The organism is Janthinobacterium sp. PSPC3-1 (assembly GCF_049896105.1).
Classification (GTDB): domain Bacteria; phylum Pseudomonadota; class Gammaproteobacteria; order Burkholderiales; family Burkholderiaceae_D; genus Janthinobacterium.
The window spans coordinates 54,702-73,482 of sequence record NZ_JAFCTQ010000003.1 but is presented as its reverse complement, the minus strand read 5'-3'; the positions used below and the strand labels follow the sequence as shown (position 1 = coordinate 73,482).

The following is an 18,781-nucleotide window of genomic DNA, read 5'->3' as shown; positions in this document are numbered from 1 at the left end:
TCCTTGGTGGTTGATACTGAAACGCTCCCGCATTATTGCATTTCGTTATCCTTGCCTCAAGCCGGACGCACGCAATGGCAGGCTTTGCGCCACGCCCCAGGCCAGTTCCGGCACGATGAACAGCCACAGCAGCGGCTCGCCCGTGACCAGCAGCGCCCAACCCATCCACAGCGAAAACAGATAGCGGGCGGCCGCATCGTAGCGGCCGAAGCGCGGTTGCGGGTCAACGATGCGCAGCACCGACCAGACCAGCACCACGCTGCCGAGCAGGCAGCCGATCAGCAGGTGGAACTGCGCGAACTCCGGCAGCGGCGCGCCACCCAGTTTTACATTGATATCGCTCAATTGCTCGCGCAACAGCAGCAAGGTCCACGGCGTGGCGAACGCCCCCGTCATCAACACATCATAGATGGCGCTGGCGCGCACCAGGCGGCGAAAAGCGGTCAGGGAAAACATGGGCAAGCTCCTGTGAAATAAAGATGCCCATGCTAAAGCGTGGAGTACACTCCAGAGTCAAGCAATAGTTAATGAAAACCAAGGGAAAACCATGCGGATAGGCGACATGGCGCAGGCCACGGGATTGAGCCGTGACACCCTGCGCTTCTATGAAAAACGCGGCTTGCTGCATGCGCGGCGCGGCGCCAACGGCTACCGCGACTACCCGCTTGAAGCGGTCGACTGGCTGCGCTACCTGCGCACGGCCCAGCAACTGGGTTTTACCCTGGCGGAAATCGAGGCCGACATGCCGCTGCTGGCCGCCGCCGATGCGCCGGAAACGGCAGCGCTGCTGCGCACGGCGCTGACCAATAAGCTGGCGGATATCGATGCGCGCATCGCCGGCCTGTCGCAGCTGCGCGCGGAACTGGCACGGCGGCTGGGGACACCGATGCGTGACTGTCCGCTGCAGGGAGTCGATCATGCGGCGGGCTAAGAGCCTATCCCAGCAGATGAATACGCCCCCTGCTGGCGCCCCTCAAAAGCGGGGACTGCGTTGATCGTCGTTGCATGGCTCGCCATGCGGCCTCCTCACGCCTTGTCCGCGCTCCTGATGAGCTGCAAGCAGAAGACGCTCACTACTGGGATAGGCTCCAAGCTCTTGCCATGGCTGTTGCTGCTGGCGGCGGGCACGGCCAACGCGGAACCGGCATGCGGCGACCTGCTGGCCAGGCTCGGGCAAAAACCTGATTACCTGGTATATCAAGGCTGCAAACAGGAGGTCGGACTGCAGGACCAGCCCCATGTCGCGCGCTACAAGGTAAGCGGCAGGAATGCACAAAAAGCGGAGCGCTATCTGCACCGCAACTATGGCTTGCCTGAACTGAAACGCTATTGCTGCGCCTGGGACAGCACGCTGCATTCCTGGCGCGACCGCCGCACAGGCTACGCTTACATGCTGGTCATGGCATCCGGAGAAACGCTGGTGCGCACGCGCGCCGACTGGGGGCAGATCGACTTCTTCGAAGTCAGCCTCAAGGAATACGTGCACGATCCATAAACGTTCAGTCCAGTTCGTGACTGGCCACCAGCACGCCATCGGCGTCGGCATAGATCCAGTCGCCCGGCGACACGGCCACGCCGCTGACATGCACGCGCACGTCGCGCTGGCCGGCGCCCGTCTTGCCGCTTTTGCGCGGATGCGTGGCCAGCGCCCGCACGCCGATCTGGCAGACATTGATTTCATCGCAGTCGCGGATGCAGCCATCGACCACGATGCCGGCCCAGCCATTGTGTTCGGCCAGCGCGCCCAACTGGCCGCCCACCAGCGCGCAGCGCAGGCTGCCGCCGCCATCGATCACCAGCACCTGGCCCTGCCCCGGCATTTCCAGGGTGCTGCGCACCAGGGCATTGTCTTCATGCACTTTCAAGGTGGTGGCGGGGCCGCAGAAACGCGCTTTCTGGCCGAACGCGCGGTACACGGGCGGCAGGACCGCCAGGGTGCCGTCGTCCAGCATGGAGGCATAATCGTCGCACAGGTCGGTCGTGGCAAAAGTCATGGCGGCTCCAGAGTCAATGCGGATAGTCATGATTTTATGCCTTTTGCAGCGCCACGGCGCGCGTTTTCCCGCCGACCCCGACCGCCGTGGCGATCGCCAGGGCCTGGAACACGCCGATGAACACGAATACCAGGGCCGGCTGGTCGCCATCCATCAGTGCGCCAAACAGCAAGGGGCCCACGGCCAGACCGCTGTCCAGGCCCGAATACACCACGCCATACACGCGGCCGGTGGCGTTCGGCGGCGCCGCCGCGCGTATCATCAGGTCGCGCGATGGCCCGGCCACGCCGGACGTCAGGCCGATGGCGCCCATCAGCACCACCGCGCCCCATGCCGGCACCAGATTCATGCCCAGCAACACGGCCAGCAAGGCCGCCGCGGAAAAGGCGATCGCCACGTTGCGGTCCGGGTGGCTGCTGCGCGCACCGACCACGCCGCCGGCCGCCATGCCGACCGCCGAGGCCAGCATATAGGCCGTGTAGGCGCTGGTGGCCAGCGCCAGGCTCATGCCATACAGTTTCACCAGCGCCACGCTGGCAAAACTCTGGATACCGCCCAAGGCAATGGCGGTAATGAAGAAAAACGCGAAGCACATCCAGACGGCCGGCAGGCGCAGGAACGACAGCGTGCCTTCGGCAGGCGCGGCGCCTTTGACCGCAGCCACCGGCTTGAGCGGTTCGGGGCGAATCGCGTGACGGTTCAGGAACAGCACCAGCAGCACGCCGAACGGCAATACCGAGGCGCTCATCAAGGCCACCCGCCAGTCATAGTGGGTGGCTACATACGTCATGAACACGGGTGCCAGCGCCCAGCCGATATTGCCGCTGATGCCGTGCATGGAAAAACCGTAGGCCACGCGCGCCGGCGAGACGCGCTGGTTCAGGATGGTGTAGTCGGCCGGGTGGAACACGCTGTTACCGGTGCCGGCCAGCATGGCGCCCAGCATCAGCGCCGTATAGCTGTGCGCCTGGGCCAGCGCCAGGGCCGACACGCCCAGCAGAAACACGCCCGCAAACAGCACGGCGCGCGCGCCGAAGCGGTCGACCACGAAGCCGGCCAGCGCCTGGCCCACGCCCGAGATAATGAAAAACACCGTCATCAGCAGGCCCAGCTCGGCATAGCTGAGGTTGAAGGCGGGTTTCAGCCAGACGAACAATGCCGCCAGGATCAAATGGTAAAAGTGCGAGACGCCGTGCGCCAGGCCCACCAGGCCGATCACGCGCGCGTCGCTGCGCAAGGTGCTTGTTGTTGTCATGTCATCCCCTGATTTATACTTGTCAGCTTGCAGTGTATGCAATTTACTATCGCCTGTTTTCCGATAGAATGACATTCTTTATCGACTTCCTGCCAAGCTGATGGCCGTACCCATTTTTCGCCATACCCGCATGTGTCCGCCGCGCGAAGCACCGAGCGCAGCCATCCCCGTGACCATGATCGCGCGAGACCTGCAGCCCGATGAATTCCTGCTGCCGCACAGCCACCCGTGGGGCCAGGTCACCCTGGCGCTGGAAGGCGTCCTGCGCATTACCGCGCTGGGCAGCAGCTGGATCCTGCCGCCGATGCGCGCCATCTGGATCGCGCCCAACGTGGAACATGAGGTGACGATGCTCGAGAAAACCAGGCTGCGCCCGCTGTGCGTGCTGGCCGAGCGCGCGCCGTTTGCCGGCCGCGACTGCAAGGTACTGGAAGTGTCCGGCCTGCTGCGCCAGCTGATCATGGCGCTGGAACAACTCGATCCGGGCCAGGAACCGGCGCGCGAAGCGCTGTTGGCCGAGCTCATCCTGGATGAATTGCGACGCTCGAGCACGCGCCCTATCCGCGTGCCCTTGCCGACCGACAAGCGTTTGAAGACCCTGTGCGCCAGCCTGATCGACCAGCCAGGATCGAACCAGACGCTGGAACACTGGGCGCACGTGGTGGGCGCCTCGGAGCGGACCCTGGCGCGGCTGTTCGAACGGGAATTGGGCTTGAGTTTTGGCCAGTGGCGCCAGCAGGTGCGCCTGGCCCACGCGGCGCCGCTGATCGCGCGCGGCGTGCCGCTGTCGCAGGTGGCCGAAGAACTGGGCTATGCCAGCCAGTCGGCCTTTTCGGCGATGTTCAAGAAAACCTTCGGCAGTTCGCCGTCGGCGTTTTTTGCGGATAAAGGTCAGCGTTAAGCTGAATCCGGATCAGGCCAGGAAGTCGAACAGCGAACTTTTACCGGTATAACCGGGCAGCACGGAACCGATGCCCATCTGCTCCTGCGCCGAATACAGTTTCACCAGCGCTTCGGCCTGCGCCGTCAAGGCCTTGGCCAGCTCGGCCTTCTTGGTATTGAGGGTGGTGATTTCCTTGCCGACGGTTTGCACTTCCTTGGTGATCAGACTGCTGGTACCCGTCAGTTCGCCGATCTTGCTGCCGAACTGGTCGGCCACGCCCTTGCCGTTATTGGTAAACAGCTTGCTGACGGCGTCGGGGTCGGCGTCGATGGCGGACTTGAGTTTCTTTTCGTCCAGCACCAGTTCGCCGCTCTTGCCCAGGGTGACGCCGGCGCTGGCCAGCACCGATACCGGCACGCCGTTGCTGGCCGTGCGCAGCACCTGCGACATTTGCGTGCTGACCTGTTTCAGCGCCGTATCGTATTTCAGGTCGCCTTCTTGCAGGCTTTGCATCTTGGTATTGAGTTCGTTATAGGCTTTCACGAAGCTGGCGACATTGCTGGCGATCTGGCTGCTGTCCTTGGCCACCACCAGATTGGTCTCGCCCTTGGCTTTCAGCTCGACCGTCACGCCGTCGATGGCCGTGGTCAGGGTATTGCTGGCGCTTTTGACTTCCTTGCCGGCCACGGTGGCCAGCGCGTCCTGCGCGGCCGTGGTTTGCTGCATGCCCTTGCTGGCGCTGGGCGAATAGGTGAGCAGGTTGCTGATGGCCGCGTCGCCCGTCACGCTGATGCGCATGCTGTTGTCGGCACCGCTCTTGCCGTTCATGGTCAGGGTATAACCGTCTTCGCCCTTGATCACGCTGGCGTCGACGCCGGCTTTTTTCAGCGCGGCGGCGATGCCTTCCAGGGTATTGTTGCTGCTGTCGATGGTCAACGTGATGGCCTTGCCGTCACCGGCGGAAAACTGCTTGCCGTCAACACTGCCCAGTTCGATCTTGATCTGCGCCGTGGCGCCCGTGCCGATGGCCGTGTTCGACGCCTTTTGCGCGGCAGTGGCCAGGGTCTGGCCCTGCGCCAGTTGCTTCACATCGATGGCATAAGTACCGTTGACCGCCTTGTCATTGGTGGTGGCGCCGACCACGCCCGCCGTGCTCGACGTGGCCGAGGTCGCCAGGCCGCTGCCGGCCATGTTCTGCGCCACGCCCTGGAACTTGGCCAGCGCCGATTGCAGCTGGCCCAGCGCCGACAACTTGGTCTGGTCGCGCGTCAGGTTGTTATTGAGTTTGGTGACGCCCGTGTTTTGCGACAGCATCTGCTTCTCGACCTTGGCATACACTTCGGCCGAGGGTGCCGTCTGGGTGGCCGTATTGGTATAGGCCTTGCTGGTAATGGTCGAATTAAACATGATGGTCGTCCCGTCTGATGTGATGCACAACACACGGTACTGACCGCGCGCCAGGCCAGAGACCAGGCACGGCGCGCAAGGTGCGGCGGCATCCCGTCTTCTGATTGCTCATTATGCAGCATTAACGGAATATTAAAACAGCGAACAGAGCCGTTTTTGCCGCACTGCACGTATTTTAACGCATGAACTTGGAGATGGCGCTGGTCACGGCCATGTCGAGCCGCATGAAACTCAAGCCCACCTTGAAGCCGGCGCTGCTGAAGATGCAGTGCGAGACGGCAACCTGCGCTTCGATGATGTTGGCCTTGCCATCAAAAAACAGCTCGAACAGCACCTTGCCCTGCTTGCCGGCCTGCACCGGCTCGGCCACCACGACCGACATGCCGCCCGGCCCCACATCGATGGTGCGCGCCGCCACCGGGCCGGCGCCATCCATGATTAACATTGCCTTGGCGCGCAAGATCTTGCGCGCGCTTTGCCTTTGTTCTACTGACACTGTATACGCTCTTCAAGAAGTTCATTCAACGGGCCATGATGGCGCGTCTCGATAGGGCGAATATTATAGTTCCAAATAGAAATTTCGTTTAGCCCAGCATAAAATTATCAGTTTAGCCACGCCACGCTTTATTCGTGATCGCGCAGCTTGTTGAACGCCTCGTCGATGCGCTCGACGGCAATCACCTTGATACCCTCGATCGCCTGCTTGGGCAAATTCGATTTCGGAATCATGGCCAGGGTAAAGCCCAGCTTGGCCGCTTCGCGCAAGCGTTCCTGGCCACGCGGCGCCGGGCGGATTTCACCGGCCAGCCCCACTTCGCCAAACACCACCAGGCCGCGCGGCAAGGGCTTGTTGCGCATCGATGAATTGATCGCCAGCAAGACCGCCAGGTCGGCCGCCGGTTCCGTGATCTTCACGCCACCGACCGCGTTGATGAAGACATCCTGGTCAAACGCGGCGATGCCCGCATGGCGGTGCGCCACGGCCAGCAGCATGGCCAGGCGGTTTTGTTCCAGCCCGACGGACAGGCGGCGCGCGTTCGGCAGATGGCTGGTATCGACCAGCGCCTGGATTTCCACCAGCAAGGGGCGCGTGCCCTCCTGCGTCACCATCACGCACGAGCCCGGCACCTGGTTGTCGTGCTGCGACAGGAACAAGGCCGAGGGATTCGACACGCCCTTCAAGCCTTTCTCGGTCATGGCAAACACGCCCAGCTCATTGACGGCGCCGAAACGGTTCTTGATGGCGCGCACCAGGCGGAAACTGGAATGGGCATCACCTTCGAAATACAGCACGGTGTCGACGATATGCTCCAGCACGCGGGGGCCGGCCAGTGCGCCTTCTTTGGTCACGTGGCCGACCAGGATGATGGTCACGCCGGTCTGCTTGGCCGCGCGCGTCAGTTGGGCCGCGCATTCGCGCACCTGCGCCACCGAACCGGGCGCCGAGCTGAGCGCATCGGAGTACACGGTCTGGATCGAGTCGATCACCACCACTTCGGGCTTCAGGTCGTTCAGGGTGGACAGGATTTTTTCCAGCTGGATCTCGGCCTGCAATTTGAGTTCCTTGGCGTCGATCACCAGGCGCTTGGCGCGCAAGGCGATCTGCGCGCCCGACTCCTCGCCGCTGACATACAGCACGCGCTTGTGGTGCGACATATTGGCCAGCGCCTGCAACAGCAGGGTCGACTTGCCGATGCCGGGGTCGCCGCCGATCAGCACCACGCCGCCGGCCACCATGCCGCCACCGAGCACGCGGTCGAATTCTTCAATGCCGGTGCCGAAACGGGGCACGTCGATGGCGTCGATATCGTCGAGCGACAGCACCGGCGCCGTTTGCGCCAGCGACATATGCTGCGGATTCGAATAGCGGTTATTGCCGGGCGCCGCATCGGCCACCGTTTCCACCATGGTGTTCCATTGATTGCAGGAGGTGCACTGCCCCATCCATTTATTGCTGATGGCGCCGCAATCGCTGCAGGTGTAATTGGTCTTGGCTTTGGCCATGGGAGAGTCCGCTTTAAAATAACTGGTTATATATACAGTATATACAATCGTGGCGATGGCGTCACCTGATGCTCGGCGCCACGCGCGCGGCCGGATGACTTCTTGCAGCCAGCCACCATTTATAAAATGTTCATGAATATAAACATTTTTGCCATGGCAAAGGATTTAATTGAGACTTAAGCAATTCCGGTAAAACGGACCCGTCCAAACTTGGGGGTTGCCGTTTTTTCGTGGTATAAAGCAAGCCAGATATGATTTCAGGCAATCCAGAATGAATCGTGGTTTTTATACCATCATGGCGGCGCAGTTCTTTTCCTCGCTGGCAGATAACGCCCTCTTTTTTGTCGCCGTCGATTTATTGGTGTCCATGAATTCCCCGGCGTGGATCACGCCGCTGCTGAAATTATCTTTCGTGCTGTTCTATGTATTGCTGGCCGCCTTTGTCGGCGCCTTCGCCGATTCCCTGCCAAAAGGCAAGGTCATGTTCATCGCCAACATGGTCAAGATCGTCGGCTGCGCCCTCGTCTTCTTCCACGTCCACCCGCTGCTGGCGTATGCCGTGGTCGGTTTTGGCGCGGCAGTATATTCGCCGGCCAAGTACGGCATCCTGACCGAATTGCTGCCGCCGGAAAAGCTGGTGGCGGCCAATGGCTGGATCGAGGGGCTCACCGTCACCTCCATCATTCTCGGCACCGTGATGGGCGGCGCCCTCGTCAGCGGCCATGTGTCCGACATGCTGCTGTCGTTCGACTTCCCGCTGATCGACACGGGCATTTCCAACAAGAGCGAAGCGGCGCTGTGCGTGGTGGTCGGCATCTATATCCTGGCCACCCTGGCCAACCTGAAAATCCCGGACACCGGCTGCAAGTACGCCCACCAGGAACGCAATCCTGTCAAACTGATCAGCGATTTTGCCAATTGCTATTCCATCCTGTGGAAAGACAAGCTGGGCCAGATCACCCTGGCTGTGACCACCCTGTTCTGGGGCGCCGGCGCCACCTTGCAGCTGATCGTGCTGGAGTGGGCCAAGCAGTCGCTGAACATGCCATTCGACAAGGCGACCAGCCTGGTGGGCGTGGTCGCCATCGGCGTGGCCGCCGGCGCCATCCTGTCAGCGCGCTTCATTCCACTGCGCAAATCGCTGACCGTGATTCCGCTGGGCATCGCCATGGGCGTAATCGTGATGATGATGACGCAAGTGCATTCGGTCTGGATCGCCTACCCGCTGCTGGTGCTGATCGGTGCGCTGTCGGGCTTTTTCGTGGTGCCGATGAATGCGCTGCTGCAGCACCGCGGCCACGTGCTGATGAGTGCGGGTCACTCGATCGCGGTGCAGAACTTCAATGAAAACCTGTCGATACTCACCATGCTGGCCGTGTATTCCATCATGATCCGCTTGCACCTGCCGCTGAACATCATCATCACCGTGTTCGGCCTGTTTGTGGCCGGCACCATGTTCATGATCATGCGCAAACACAAGCTGAACCAGGCCGAGCATGACAATCTGTCGCTGATTGGCGAGCAGAAGCACTAACTGGTCAGCTCAGGGCGGCAGCGTTCCCAGCCGCCGCCGCTGCGCCGCCTGGCTTTGCCAGTCATCGGGCACGACAAAACCACGCGTCGCCTCCACTTCCCAGCCGTCCCTGTGCTCAACCACAGCGACCAGCACCGGCTGCATGGCATCGGCCAGCCTGGCCTGCAGGCCGGCCGCATCCATCACGTCCGCTGCTATCCCTTTATACGGCGCCAGCCACTGCAGTTTTGGCAGGATTACGTAACGCTGCGCTGAAACTTCTCCTGCCGTACACCAGAAGCCATGGTTGTGATCCGGGCACATACCATCCATCTGCCGCACTTCGCCATGCTGGTAAAACAGCCAGCCCTTGACCAGCGCCTGCGCCGCCTGCACCGGCTGCGCCAGCAAAGTCACGGCGGCGGGATGGCGCGACAAGGCCAGTTGCTTGTCGAGAATCTTGCGCATTTTCAGGCCCAGCGTATCGGCCAGGTTGGGGCCGATCAGGTGGTGGAACACGCCGGCATCGGGCGCGCCCTCCAGCAAATAAAACTTGGTGGCAAATTCCCAATGCACCAGCTTGTCACCGCGCTTGAGCAGGAAGTCGAACTCGCCCACTGTCTCGTTGCGGTTGACCTGCACCTGCAAGCCGTGGGCGTGCAGCAGGCCATGCTGTTCAAAATAAAAGGCCAGCAGCTTTTCGGCGTACAGGCCCAGGCGGGAATAGAATTTCGTGCCCAACGCGGCATCGAGCGGCGCCGGGTCCATTTGCAGCGCGTTCAGCCAGGCGGCGACATCGCTGGTGACCGGGCCCAGGCTGGCGATCTGGCCGTGCCAGTGAGAACTGCCAGCATCGAGCAGGTCGGGTGCTTCCAGCAGCCAGGCCAGCGCACGCACATGCGGCAGGGTCAGGTGGCCCCAGCGGCGCTCGAAGCGCTGCTGGTAACTGTCAGCCGCGTACGGCATGCGTGCCGGTGGCCAGGCACAGGTCGGCCCAGGCGCGCGCCTTGGCCTTGCCGGTCTCGTCCTGCAGCAGCAGGTCGGGGTGGAAGGTGGCCACCACGGCGGCGTTGCCCAGCTGGCGCACCTTGCCGCGCACCGGTTTTTCGCCAGCGATGATGCCGGCGGCGGCCATCTGTCCCAACGTGACGATGGTGCGCGGCTGCAGCAGCGCCAGCTCGCGCTCGAAATACGGCCGGCAAGCGGCAGACTCGGCGTCGGTCGGCATGCGCTCCTGGCCGCTGTCGTCGAGCGGACGGCATTTCAGCAGATGCGTGATATACACATTGTTGTTGGCATCAAGCGTCATGGCTTTCAGCATATTGTCCAGCAATAGTTCCTGCTCGCCGCCCAGCGCGCGCCCTTCGCGCTCTTCGCCGCGCGACGGACTGCTGGCAACCATCAGCCATTCGGCCTGGCGGTCACCGCGTCCCATCACCACGCCCTTGCGCGTCTTGCACAAGTCGCAGCGCGCACATTTGGCGACAGCCGCACTCAAGCCTTCCCAGTCCATGGCGGCAATCTCGACATCGGTGACCTGTCTGGCCGGCGGCGGCGCCGGCGCATCGTCGAACCAGGCGGTGGAGCTGTCTTCGGCCACGGCGACAGGTGCAGGCGCGACGACAGGCGCGGGCGCGGGTTCGGCGAGCACCACTGGCGGCGCCATCGCGGCCACCGGTTCGGGTTCCGGCTCTGCAAGCGCCACCGTCACCGGCGCTTCCATCACTATTTCTGCGGCCACGGCCGGCGCCACTTCCTGGCGCAAGCGCCATAGCGGGCCGACGCCCATTTCATCGAGAAATACGGCGCTGCGGTTCATAAGGTATGGCGCATGACGATGGCGTCCTCACGTTGTCCATTGCTGGCAGGATAATATCCCTTGCGCCGGCCGATCTGTTCAAAACCATAGCGCTGGTAAATATCGAGCGCGCGCGTGTTCGACGGGCGCACCTCCAGCAGCATCGAGGCCATGCCATGCTGGCGCGCGCAGTGGCACGCCTGGTCCAGCAGGAAGCGGCCCAGGCCCTGGCCCTGGATGGCGCCCTCGACAGCCACGTTCAGCAGGTGCGCTTCGTCGACCACCAGCATCAGCAGGAAATAGCCGAGCAAGACGCCGTCCGGGTCGCGCAGCACCCAGGCCGGGTAAGCGCTGTCGAGCGAATCGACGAAATTTCCATGCGTCCACGGGTGCGGGTAGACGCGCTGCTCCAGCGCCGCCACTTCAATCAGGTCGCTTGCCAGCATCGGCCGGTAATCGAGGCGCAACAGATCGCGCTGGCCGCCCTGCATCATGGCGCCGCCTCCGCGGCCGCTTTCTCTTGTTGCATCACCAGCCGCTCGGCGCTGGTATAGGCGATCTTGTTGCGCAGATACAGCGGCTGCGCCTCGGCGGCGGTCACAACGTTACCAGCGGCAAAGGCGATGCGCGCCAGCTGGGCGATTTGCACCGCGTGCGGCATGATGGCGGCATCGGCGCCCAAGGCGCAAGGCAAGGCGGCCAGCGCCTCGGCATAAGCGCCAAAACCATTGCCGCAAGCCGTTACATCGCCTTGCGGCGCCACGCCGCCTGGCGCGCTCAGGACGGGCGGCACCACCGTTTTCACGCCATCGGACAGGTCATATTGCGCCCAGTACACCTCACCCATGCGGGCGTCGAGCACGGTCAATACTTGCTGCGCTCCATGCGCTTGCTGGCAGGCCAATGCCATCGCGTCGAGGGTAACGACGGGCACCACCGGCAACTTGGCGCCGAAAGCGAGGCCCTGGGCAATGCCGCAGGCCGTGCGCACACCCGTAAACGAGCCGGGGCCGGAGCCGTAGGCGATGGCGTCGCACTCGGCCAAGGTGACGCCGGCTTCGGCCAGCAATTCCTGCACCATCGGCAGGATGGATTGAGAGTGGGTACGCACGCCCGACGACGAGCGGGACAGGACGACATCGCCGCTCAGCAAGGCGCATGATGCGAGTTCGGAAGAGGTTTCAAGGGCAAGTATGGTAGACATGGCGCGTATTTTACCCTGCCGCGCCAGCGCCCGGCATGCACAGCAGTCAGGGCGGCTATAATGGAATGCTTGATCGCTGTCATTTTTGCAGAGAGCAAGCTGTCTACATTATCCCCACTCTTGTCCTGGTCCGCTCCGTGAATCCACTTCTTGCCAAACTGCAACCATATCCCTTTGAAAAGCTGCGCCAGCTGTTTGCCGGCGTTGCTGTCAACCCAGATTACGCGCCCATCAGCCTGGGCATGGGCGAACCGAAGCATCCGACCCCAAGCTTTATCGAGCAGGCGCTGGTCGACAATATCGCGGGCCTGGCCAGCTACCCGACCACCATCGGCTCGGAAGCGTTGCGCGGCGCGATTGCCGGCTGGCTTGCGCGCCGCTACGACATTCCCGCGCTGAACCCGGCCACGCAGATCCTGCCCGTCAACGGCTCGCGCGAAGCGCTGTTCGCGCTGGCGCAGACCGTGATCGATCCAAGCGCCGGCTCGCTGGTGATCAGCCCGAACCCGTTCTACCAGATCTACGAAGGCGCGGCCTACCTGGCCGGCGCCGAGCCGTATTTCGTCAATTCAGATCCGGCGCGCAACTTCGGCTGCGACTACGACAGCGTGCCCGCGTCCGTCTGGGAAAAAGTCAAGCTGCTGTTCCTGTGTTCGCCGGGCAACCCGACCGGCGCCGTGCTCACCCTGACCGACTGGGAACATCTGTTCGCCCTGTCCGAGCGCTACGACTTCGTGATCGCCGCCGACGAATGCTATTCCGAGATCTACCATGGCGACACGGCGCCGCTGGGCGCGCTGCAGGCGGCGCACATGCTGGGCCTGTCCACCGTGGAGCGCCCCTATGCGCGGCTGGTGGTGTTTTCCAGCCTGTCGAAGCGCTCCAACGTGCCCGGCATGCGCTCGGGTTTTGTCGCCGGCGACGCTGAAGTCCTGAAAAAATTCCTGCTTTACCGAACCTACCACGGCGGCGCCATGAGCCCTTCCGTGCAGGCGGCCTCCATCGCGGCCTGGAACGACGAAACCCATGTCGAGGAAAATCGCGCAAAGTACCGCGCCAAGTTTGACGCCATCACCCCGCTGCTGCAGACGGTGATGGACGTGCAGCTGCCCGACGCCGGCTTTTATTTGTGGGCCGACGTCAGCCGTACCGGCCTGAGCGACACCGAGTTCGCACAGCGCCTGTACGCCGAATATAATGTGACGGTATTGCCTGGCAGTTACCTCGCGCGCGACGCGCACGGCATCAATCCGGGCCGCAACCGCATTCGCATGGCCCTGGTGGCCGAAACCGCCGAAGGGCTGGAAGCGGCCCGGCGCATAGTAAAATTCTGCCAGCAGCTTTCCGCATCCGCAACAACCAACTAGACAAGACATCATCATGAGCCAACAACTGCAAAACATCATCGACCAGGCCTGGGAAAACCGTGCCGAGATCAATCCACGCAACGGCGCCGCCGAACTGCGCGACGCCGTCGGCCACGTCATCAATGGCCTGGACAACGGCAGCATCCGCGTGGCCGAAAAAACCACCGGCGACTGGGTCGTCAACCAGTGGGTCAAGAAAGCCGTGCTGCTGTCGTTCCGCCTGGAAGACAACGTCGTGCTGCCATCGGACGGCACCATGCAGTTCTACGACAAGGTCCCGACCAAGTTCGCCAACTACACCGCCGAAGACTTCGCCAAGGGCGGCTTCCGCGTGGTGCCACCGGCTGTTGCCCGCCGCGGCTCCTTCATCGCCAGGAACGTGGTGCTGATGCCGTCCTACGTCAACATCGGCGCCTACGTCGATGAAGGCGCCATGGTCGACACCTGGGCCACCGTCGGCTCCTGCGCGCAGATCGGCAAGAACGTCCACCTGTCCGGCGGCGTCGGCATCGGCGGCGTGCTGGAACCGATGCAGGCGAACCCGACCATCATCGAAGACAACTGCTTTATCGGCGCCCGTTCGGAAATCGTCGAAGGCGTGATCGTCGAAGAAAACTCGGTCATCTCGATGGGCGTGTATATCGGCCAGTCGACCAAGATCTACGACCGCGCCACCGGCGAAGTGACCTACGGCCGCGTGCCGGCCGGTTCCGTCGTGGTCTCGGGCAACCTGCCTTCGGAAGACGGCAAGTACTCGCTGTACTGCGCCGTGATCGTCAAGCGCGTCGATGCCAAAACCCGTGCAAAAACGGGCATCAACGAGTTGCTGCGCGGTATCTGATAACGGCGCCGCAAGGCGCTTGAGCCGGCCCGAATGTCCCGCCCCGTGCGGGACATTTTCATTTTGCGGCGCGTTTTCTCTCTGCCGTCGCAAACCTGTCCTATACTGGATGGATGAACACCTCCCAGGTTCTGATCGTCGGCGCCGGCCCGACCGGCCTCATGCTTGCCTTGCGGCTGGCCCGCCATGGCGTGGCGTTTCGCATCATCGATAAAAACAGTGGCCCGGGCGAAGCTTCGCGGGCCATGGCCGTGCATGCGCGCACCCTGGAGTTTTACCAGCAGATGGGCTTTGCCGATGAGCTGGTGCAACTGGGCATTAAAATCGGGGCCATGCATATCCACGAGGAAGGCAGGCAGCTGGCCAGCCTGCCGCTGGGGGAGATCGGCGCGGGGCTCAGCCCCTACCCGTTCGTGCTGAGCCTGCCGCAAGATGAACATGAATTGTTTTTGATCGGCAAGCTGGCGCGGGCCCATGTCGAAGTCGAATGGAATACCACGCTCGACAGCTGGGTGCAGGTCGACAGCGAAGTGCAGGCGACGCTCACCAAAAACGGACAACCCCAGCATGGCGTGTTCGACTACCTGTGCGGCTGCGACGGCGCCCGCAGCACCGTGCGTGACGTCGCCGGCATCGCGTTTTCCGGCGGCACCTATGACCACCGCTATTACGTGGCCGACGCCGAGGTGGCGGGCGGCAATATCGACCTGCATGCGCACCTGGGCGCCAACGCCTTTGCGCTGATGCTGCCGGTGCGCACCAGCGGCATGCAGCGCCTGATCGGCATCCTGCCCGACCGCCCGGACGGCGCGCCCGCGCCGGTGTTTGACGACGTGCGCGGCGAGGTCGAAAACTTGCTGAACATCCGGGTGAACCTCGTCAACTGGTTTTCCACCTACCGCGTGCACCACCGCGTTGCCGCACAGTTTCGCCGGCGCCGCTGCTTTTTGCTCGGCGATGCGGCCCACGTGCATAGTCCGGTCGGCGGCCAGGGCATGAATACCGGCCTCGGCGACGCCGTCAACCTGGCCTGGAAGCTGGCGAAAAAACTGCATGGCCAGGCCGGCGACGCCCTGCTTGATACTTACGAAAGCGAGCGCATCGGCTTTGCCCGCAGCCTGGTGACCACCACCGACCGCGCGTTCCGCGCCATTGTCGCGCAAGGCGCGGCCGGGCGCCTGCTGCGCCGCTGGCTGGTGCCGCATGCCCTGCCCTATCTGTCCGGCTTCCAGCGCGCGCGCCGCCTGCTGTTCAAGACGGTATCGCAAATCCAGGTCCGCTATGAAGACAGCGCCCTGTCCGGCGGCCACGCCGAGCACCTGCGCGGCGGCGACCGCCTGCCATGGCTATCTGACGGCATGCAAGACAATTTCATCGCCCTGCGCAGCATGGACTGGCAGCTGCATATCTACGGCGAGCCGGCGCCCGAGCTGCTGCACGAAGCGCGCATCCTGAAACTGCCCGTACACTGCTACACCTTCAATGCGGCCGCCAGGCAGGCCGGCCTGGGCCGCGACTGTGCTTACCTGGTGCGTCCGGACGGCCATATCGCGCTGGCGCTGCAGCTGCAGGAGAGCGGCGCCATGCGTGCCTTGGCCTTGCGGCTGGGACTGGATTTTTCGGTACGGGAAGTAGACAAAATGATATCGCGGCCCGTGTAAGATGCGATAAATCAAAGGGCTGCGGCTAATTTGCTTGAATTGTTTGATTTATTTGATTTGGTGGCTATAGTGAAATCTGACCTTTCAAGGATGGATCATGGTTACTTATCAATCCCATCGCAAGCCGGAGGCTGGCGGCGAACCGCTGGCTACCGATGACACCAGCGCCAACCATGGCGCATCCGCCGCGCAACTGGCCGAGGTCTTGCAATCGTATGCCGCGCCGGATGCAGAAGCCTTGCCCATGAATATTGCGCAAGAAACCTTCCAGGAAGCGTATGCCTTCCTCCTCAATGCCGTAGCGCAAGACGACAGGCCCGCACTGATTGCGTATATGCGGCGCGATCTCGATAGAGTGGCGGAACAGGAGTTGGCTGCCCCTTCCGTACAGCATCAAGTGTCAACGCAACAATTTATGGCGGACATGGCGGAACAGGAACGGCAGCAGCGCCAGTTGGATGTTGCGACAAAAAAACTGCTGTCAGGCGCCTTGTTGCGTGAAAAACTGCAAGTGACGCCCCAGGCCTTGAGCGCGGCCCTCAAGGCCAGGCGGCTGTTTGCCTTGCGCGGTCCGTCCGGTGAATACGCCTACCCCGCCTTTTTCGCCGATCCCCGCCACGACCGCCAGGTGCTGGAAAAAGTCAGCAAGGCCCTGGGCAGCTTGCCAGGGGCCGCAAAATGGGATTTTTTTACCGTGCAACGCCTGTCGCTGGGCGGGAAATCCCCACTCGACGCTCTTGCCAAGGGTAAAGTGGATGCGGTGATGGCGGCGGCACTCGCCTACGCTGACGAGTAAAGCCGAGCCGCCCCAATGGCAACCCTGCGCCTGCCACGCATGCCGCAGTTGCCAGCCGCGCTGACTATCTGCCGCTACGATCCCGCCACGCTATACCGGGTCTCCGGCCACGTCTTGCTGATCGCCGACCTGACCGGTACGGCCCTGAGGCAACTCGGTGGCCATGCGGAACTGAGCGGCACATCCTCATACCGCATCACCAAAGCCTGGTCGACCGCCATCCATGCGCACCCGGACAAGGTCGATGGCCTGCTGTACATGTCGCGCCACAAGAACGACGAAAAGGCACTGGTGTTGTTTGACCGCTGCGCGCACAAGCTGAGCATGGCATCGGCCACGCCCCTGACGACACATGCCGGCTTTGGCGACGCCGCCACCTTGCTCGGTATCGGCTGCGCCTTTCCCTGACCGGCCAGCGGACCGTGTTGCAGCGCCGCATCGCCGCGCAACGACTGTATAATGACGGCCAACCGCGCGAACTTGCATAAGCGCAAGCATCGCGATCAAGCAATCCGCAGTCCATCCCCTGGCCCGACCCACTATGACCATCACACTCTACGGCATCCCCAACTGCGATACCGTCAAAAAAGCCCGTACCTGGCTCGATAGCCATCAGCACGCCTTTACCTTTCACGACTTCAAGAAGCAAGGCCTGGAACGGGCCACCGTCGAGCAGTGGCTGACGCAATTGCCGTGGGATGTGCTGGTCAACAAGAAGGGCACGACCTGGCGCGCTCTTTCCGACGAGCGCAAGGCGAGCATTGTCGACGCCGCCAGTGCGCTTGAGCTGATGCTGGAAAACCCGTCCATCATCAAGCGCCCCGTGCTGGACCGCGACGGCCAGTTCAGCGTGGCGTTTTCCGATGCCCAGTACACCACTCTTTTTGCCGCCTGAGCCATGACCGCCTCGACAACCCTCGCCCTGACCGAAAAACTGATCGCCCTGTCGTCGGTCACGCCTGACGACAAGGGCTGCCAGCAGCACCTGATCGACCTGCTCACGCCGCTCGGCTTCGTGTGCGAAACGATTATCTCGAACGAGGTGACGAACCTGTGGGCGCGGCGCGGCACGGCCTCGCCCGTGTTCGTGTTTGCCGGCCATACCGACGTGGTGCCGACCGGCCCGGCCGAGCAGTGGGCGTCGGCGCCCTTCATTCCCACTCATCGCGACGGCAAGCTGTATGGCCGCGGCGCGGCCGACATGAAGACCTCGATCGCGGCCATGGTGGTTGCCTGCGAGGAATTTATCGCCGCCACGCCGGACCATGCCGGCTCGATCGCCTTTTTGATCACCAGTGACGAGGAAGGGCCGGCCACGGACGGCACCGTCATCGTCTGCGAACAATTGAAGGCGCGCGGCGAAACGATCGATTATTGCCTGGTGGGCGAACCGACCTCGAGCGCGCAGCTGGGCGACATGATCAAGAACGGCCGCCGCGGCTCGCTGTCGGGCCGCCTGACGGTCAAGGGTGTGCAAGGCCATATCGCCTACCCGCAACTGGCGAAAAACCCGATCCACGTGGCGGCGCAGGCGATCGCCGACCTGGTGGCCGAACGCTGGGACGACGGCAACGAGTATTACCTGCCCACCTCGTGGCAGATGTCCAACATCAATGCCGGCACCGGCGCCAACAATGTGATTCCGGGCGCGATGGTGATCGACTTCAATTTCCGCTTTTCCACCGCCAGCACCGCCGACGGTTTGCGGCAGCGCGTGCATGCCATCCTCGACAAGCATGATTTTCAGTACCATATCGACTGGACCCTGAGCGGCCTGCCCTTCCTCACGCCGCGCGGCACCTTGAGCGATGCCTTGTCAAAGGCGATCCTCGAAGAAACCGGCATCAGCACCGAACTGTCGACCACTGGCGGCACCTCGGATGGCCGGTTTATCGCGCAGATCTGCCCCCAAGTGATAGAATTCGGGCCGCCCAATGCAAGTATCCACAAGATCGACGAGCACATCGAACTGCGCCACATCGATCCGCTGAAGAATATTTACCGGCGCACGCTGGAGCATTTGCTGCCCGCCTGACTCACTACCGAGGCCCGTCAAGG

21 protein-coding genes are annotated in these 18,781 nt (G+C 62.7%); 11 read left to right on the top strand and 10 right to left on the bottom strand.

The window, feature by feature from the left end; all coding sequences use genetic code 11:
* Window positions 1–45: 45 nt before the first annotated feature.
* Window positions 46–456: a hypothetical protein gene (locus ACP7B7_RS04790; protein WP_308925502.1), complete on the bottom strand. Its 411-nt coding sequence runs from the start codon at window positions 454–456 to the stop codon at window positions 46–48.
* A 91-nt stretch (window positions 457–547) separates the two neighbouring features.
* Here ACP7B7_RS04790 and ACP7B7_RS04785 point away from each other — a divergent pair, with 91 nt between their 5' ends.
* Both ACP7B7_RS04785 and ACP7B7_RS04780 read left to right on the top strand, forming a co-directional pair.
* Window positions 548–931, top strand: a complete 384-nt coding sequence (locus ACP7B7_RS04785) for a MerR family transcriptional regulator (RefSeq protein WP_308925501.1) — start codon at window positions 548–550, stop codon at window positions 929–931.
* A gap of 60 nt (window positions 932–991) precedes the next feature.
* The gene (locus tag ACP7B7_RS04780; RefSeq protein WP_308925500.1) at window positions 992–1,495 is read left to right on the top strand and encodes a DUF4952 domain-containing protein; all 504 of its coding nucleotides are present in this window, start codon (window positions 992–994) and stop codon (window positions 1,493–1,495) included.
* Window positions 1,496–1,499: 4 nt separating this feature from the next.
* Here the strand turns inward: ACP7B7_RS04780 and rraA are convergent, their stop codons facing one another.
* A complete protein-coding gene (gene rraA / locus ACP7B7_RS04775) occupies window positions 1,500–1,994 on the bottom strand; it encodes a ribonuclease E activity regulator RraA (protein ID WP_308925499.1) in 495 nt (164 codons plus the stop codon).
* Between the two features lie 34 nt (window positions 1,995–2,028).
* A complete protein-coding gene (locus ACP7B7_RS04770; protein ID WP_426075917.1) occupies window positions 2,029–3,249 on the bottom strand; it encodes an MFS transporter in 1,221 nt (406 codons plus the stop codon).
* Between the two features lie 100 nt (window positions 3,250–3,349).
* Between ACP7B7_RS04770 and ACP7B7_RS04765 the strand changes: the two genes are divergently transcribed.
* On the top strand, window positions 3,350–4,150 hold the full coding sequence (locus tag ACP7B7_RS04765; RefSeq protein WP_426075916.1) for an AraC family transcriptional regulator: 801 nt from the start codon (window positions 3,350–3,352) through the stop codon (window positions 4,148–4,150).
* 12 nt (window positions 4,151–4,162) lie between these two features.
* Here ACP7B7_RS04765 and fliD read toward each other — a convergent pair whose 3' ends face one another.
* The 3 genes from fliD to radA all read right to left on the bottom strand — a co-directional run bounded on the left by fliD (window position 4,163) and on the right by radA (window position 7,543).
* Window positions 4,163–5,539, bottom strand: coding sequence for a flagellar filament capping protein FliD (gene fliD / locus ACP7B7_RS04760; protein WP_426075915.1), 1,377 nt, complete (start codon window positions 5,537–5,539; stop codon window positions 4,163–4,165).
* A 175-nt stretch (window positions 5,540–5,714) separates the two neighbouring features.
* On the bottom strand, window positions 5,715–6,035 hold the full coding sequence (locus ACP7B7_RS04755; protein ID WP_308925495.1) for a PilZ domain-containing protein: 321 nt from the start codon (window positions 6,033–6,035) through the stop codon (window positions 5,715–5,717).
* A gap of 128 nt (window positions 6,036–6,163) precedes the next feature.
* Window positions 6,164–7,543, bottom strand: a complete 1,380-nt coding sequence (gene radA / locus ACP7B7_RS04750) for a DNA repair protein RadA (protein WP_308925494.1) — start codon at window positions 7,541–7,543, stop codon at window positions 6,164–6,166.
* Between the two features lie 271 nt (window positions 7,544–7,814).
* Here radA and lplT point away from each other — a divergent pair, with 271 nt between their 5' ends.
* Complete coding sequence (lplT, locus tag ACP7B7_RS04745; protein ID WP_426075914.1) at window positions 7,815–9,077, top strand: lysophospholipid transporter LplT; 1,263 nt, start codon at window positions 7,815–7,817, stop codon at window positions 9,075–9,077.
* Window positions 9,078–9,086: 9 nt separating this feature from the next.
* On the opposite strand, the gene ACP7B7_RS04740 is transcribed toward lplT, so the two are convergent.
* Genes ACP7B7_RS04740 through tsaB form a run of 4 tightly spaced genes read right to left on the bottom strand, consistent with a single transcriptional unit; the run spans window position 9,087 to window position 12,058 of the window.
* A complete protein-coding gene (locus ACP7B7_RS04740; RefSeq protein ID WP_426075913.1) occupies window positions 9,087–10,022 on the bottom strand; it encodes a DUF1853 family protein in 936 nt (311 codons plus the stop codon).
* The gene (locus ACP7B7_RS04735; protein ID WP_426075912.1) at window positions 10,006–10,875 is read right to left on the bottom strand and encodes a uracil-DNA glycosylase; all 870 of its coding nucleotides are present in this window, start codon (window positions 10,873–10,875) and stop codon (window positions 10,006–10,008) included. Before ACP7B7_RS04735 ends, ACP7B7_RS04740 begins: the two co-directional genes overlap by 17 nt.
* Entirely contained in the window at window positions 10,872–11,345 is a 474-nt protein-coding gene (gene rimI / locus ACP7B7_RS04730) for a ribosomal protein S18-alanine N-acetyltransferase (protein WP_426076056.1), read from the bottom strand. The genes ACP7B7_RS04735 and rimI overlap by 4 nt, the downstream gene beginning before the upstream one ends.
* On the bottom strand, window positions 11,345–12,058 hold the full coding sequence (gene tsaB / locus ACP7B7_RS04725) for a tRNA (adenosine(37)-N6)-threonylcarbamoyltransferase complex dimerization subunit type 1 TsaB (RefSeq protein WP_426075911.1): 714 nt from the start codon (window positions 12,056–12,058) through the stop codon (window positions 11,345–11,347). Before tsaB ends, rimI begins: the two co-directional genes overlap by 1 nt.
* 137 nt (window positions 12,059–12,195) lie before the next feature.
* On the opposite strand from tsaB, the gene dapC reads away from it, so the two are divergent.
* The 7 genes from dapC to dapE all read left to right on the top strand — a co-directional run bounded on the left by dapC (window position 12,196) and on the right by dapE (window position 18,758).
* Entirely contained in the window at window positions 12,196–13,425 is a 1,230-nt protein-coding gene (gene dapC / locus ACP7B7_RS04720; RefSeq protein WP_308925488.1) for a succinyldiaminopimelate transaminase, read from the top strand.
* A gap of 13 nt (window positions 13,426–13,438) precedes the next feature.
* Window positions 13,439–14,266, top strand: a complete 828-nt coding sequence (dapD, locus tag ACP7B7_RS04715) for a 2,3,4,5-tetrahydropyridine-2,6-dicarboxylate N-succinyltransferase (RefSeq protein ID WP_308925487.1) — start codon at window positions 13,439–13,441, stop codon at window positions 14,264–14,266.
* Between the two features lie 113 nt (window positions 14,267–14,379).
* Window positions 14,380–15,927, top strand: coding sequence for an FAD-dependent monooxygenase (locus ACP7B7_RS04710; protein ID WP_426075910.1), 1,548 nt, complete (start codon window positions 14,380–14,382; stop codon window positions 15,925–15,927).
* Between the two features lie 97 nt (window positions 15,928–16,024).
* Window positions 16,025–16,723, top strand: coding sequence for a hypothetical protein (locus ACP7B7_RS04705; protein WP_426075909.1), 699 nt, complete (start codon window positions 16,025–16,027; stop codon window positions 16,721–16,723).
* 15 nt (window positions 16,724–16,738) lie between these two features.
* On the top strand, window positions 16,739–17,131 hold the full coding sequence (locus ACP7B7_RS04700; protein ID WP_426075908.1) for an RES family NAD+ phosphorylase: 393 nt from the start codon (window positions 16,739–16,741) through the stop codon (window positions 17,129–17,131).
* Between the two features lie 133 nt (window positions 17,132–17,264).
* On the top strand, window positions 17,265–17,618 hold the full coding sequence (locus ACP7B7_RS04695; protein ID WP_426075907.1) for an ArsC family reductase: 354 nt from the start codon (window positions 17,265–17,267) through the stop codon (window positions 17,616–17,618).
* 3 nt (window positions 17,619–17,621) lie between these two features.
* Window positions 17,622–18,758 carry a succinyl-diaminopimelate desuccinylase gene (dapE, locus tag ACP7B7_RS04690; RefSeq protein WP_308925484.1) on the top strand — a complete coding sequence of 379 codons (1,137 nt, stop codon included), beginning with the start codon at window positions 17,622–17,624 and terminating at the stop codon, window positions 18,756–18,758.
* Window positions 18,759–18,781: the final 23 nt, after the last annotated feature.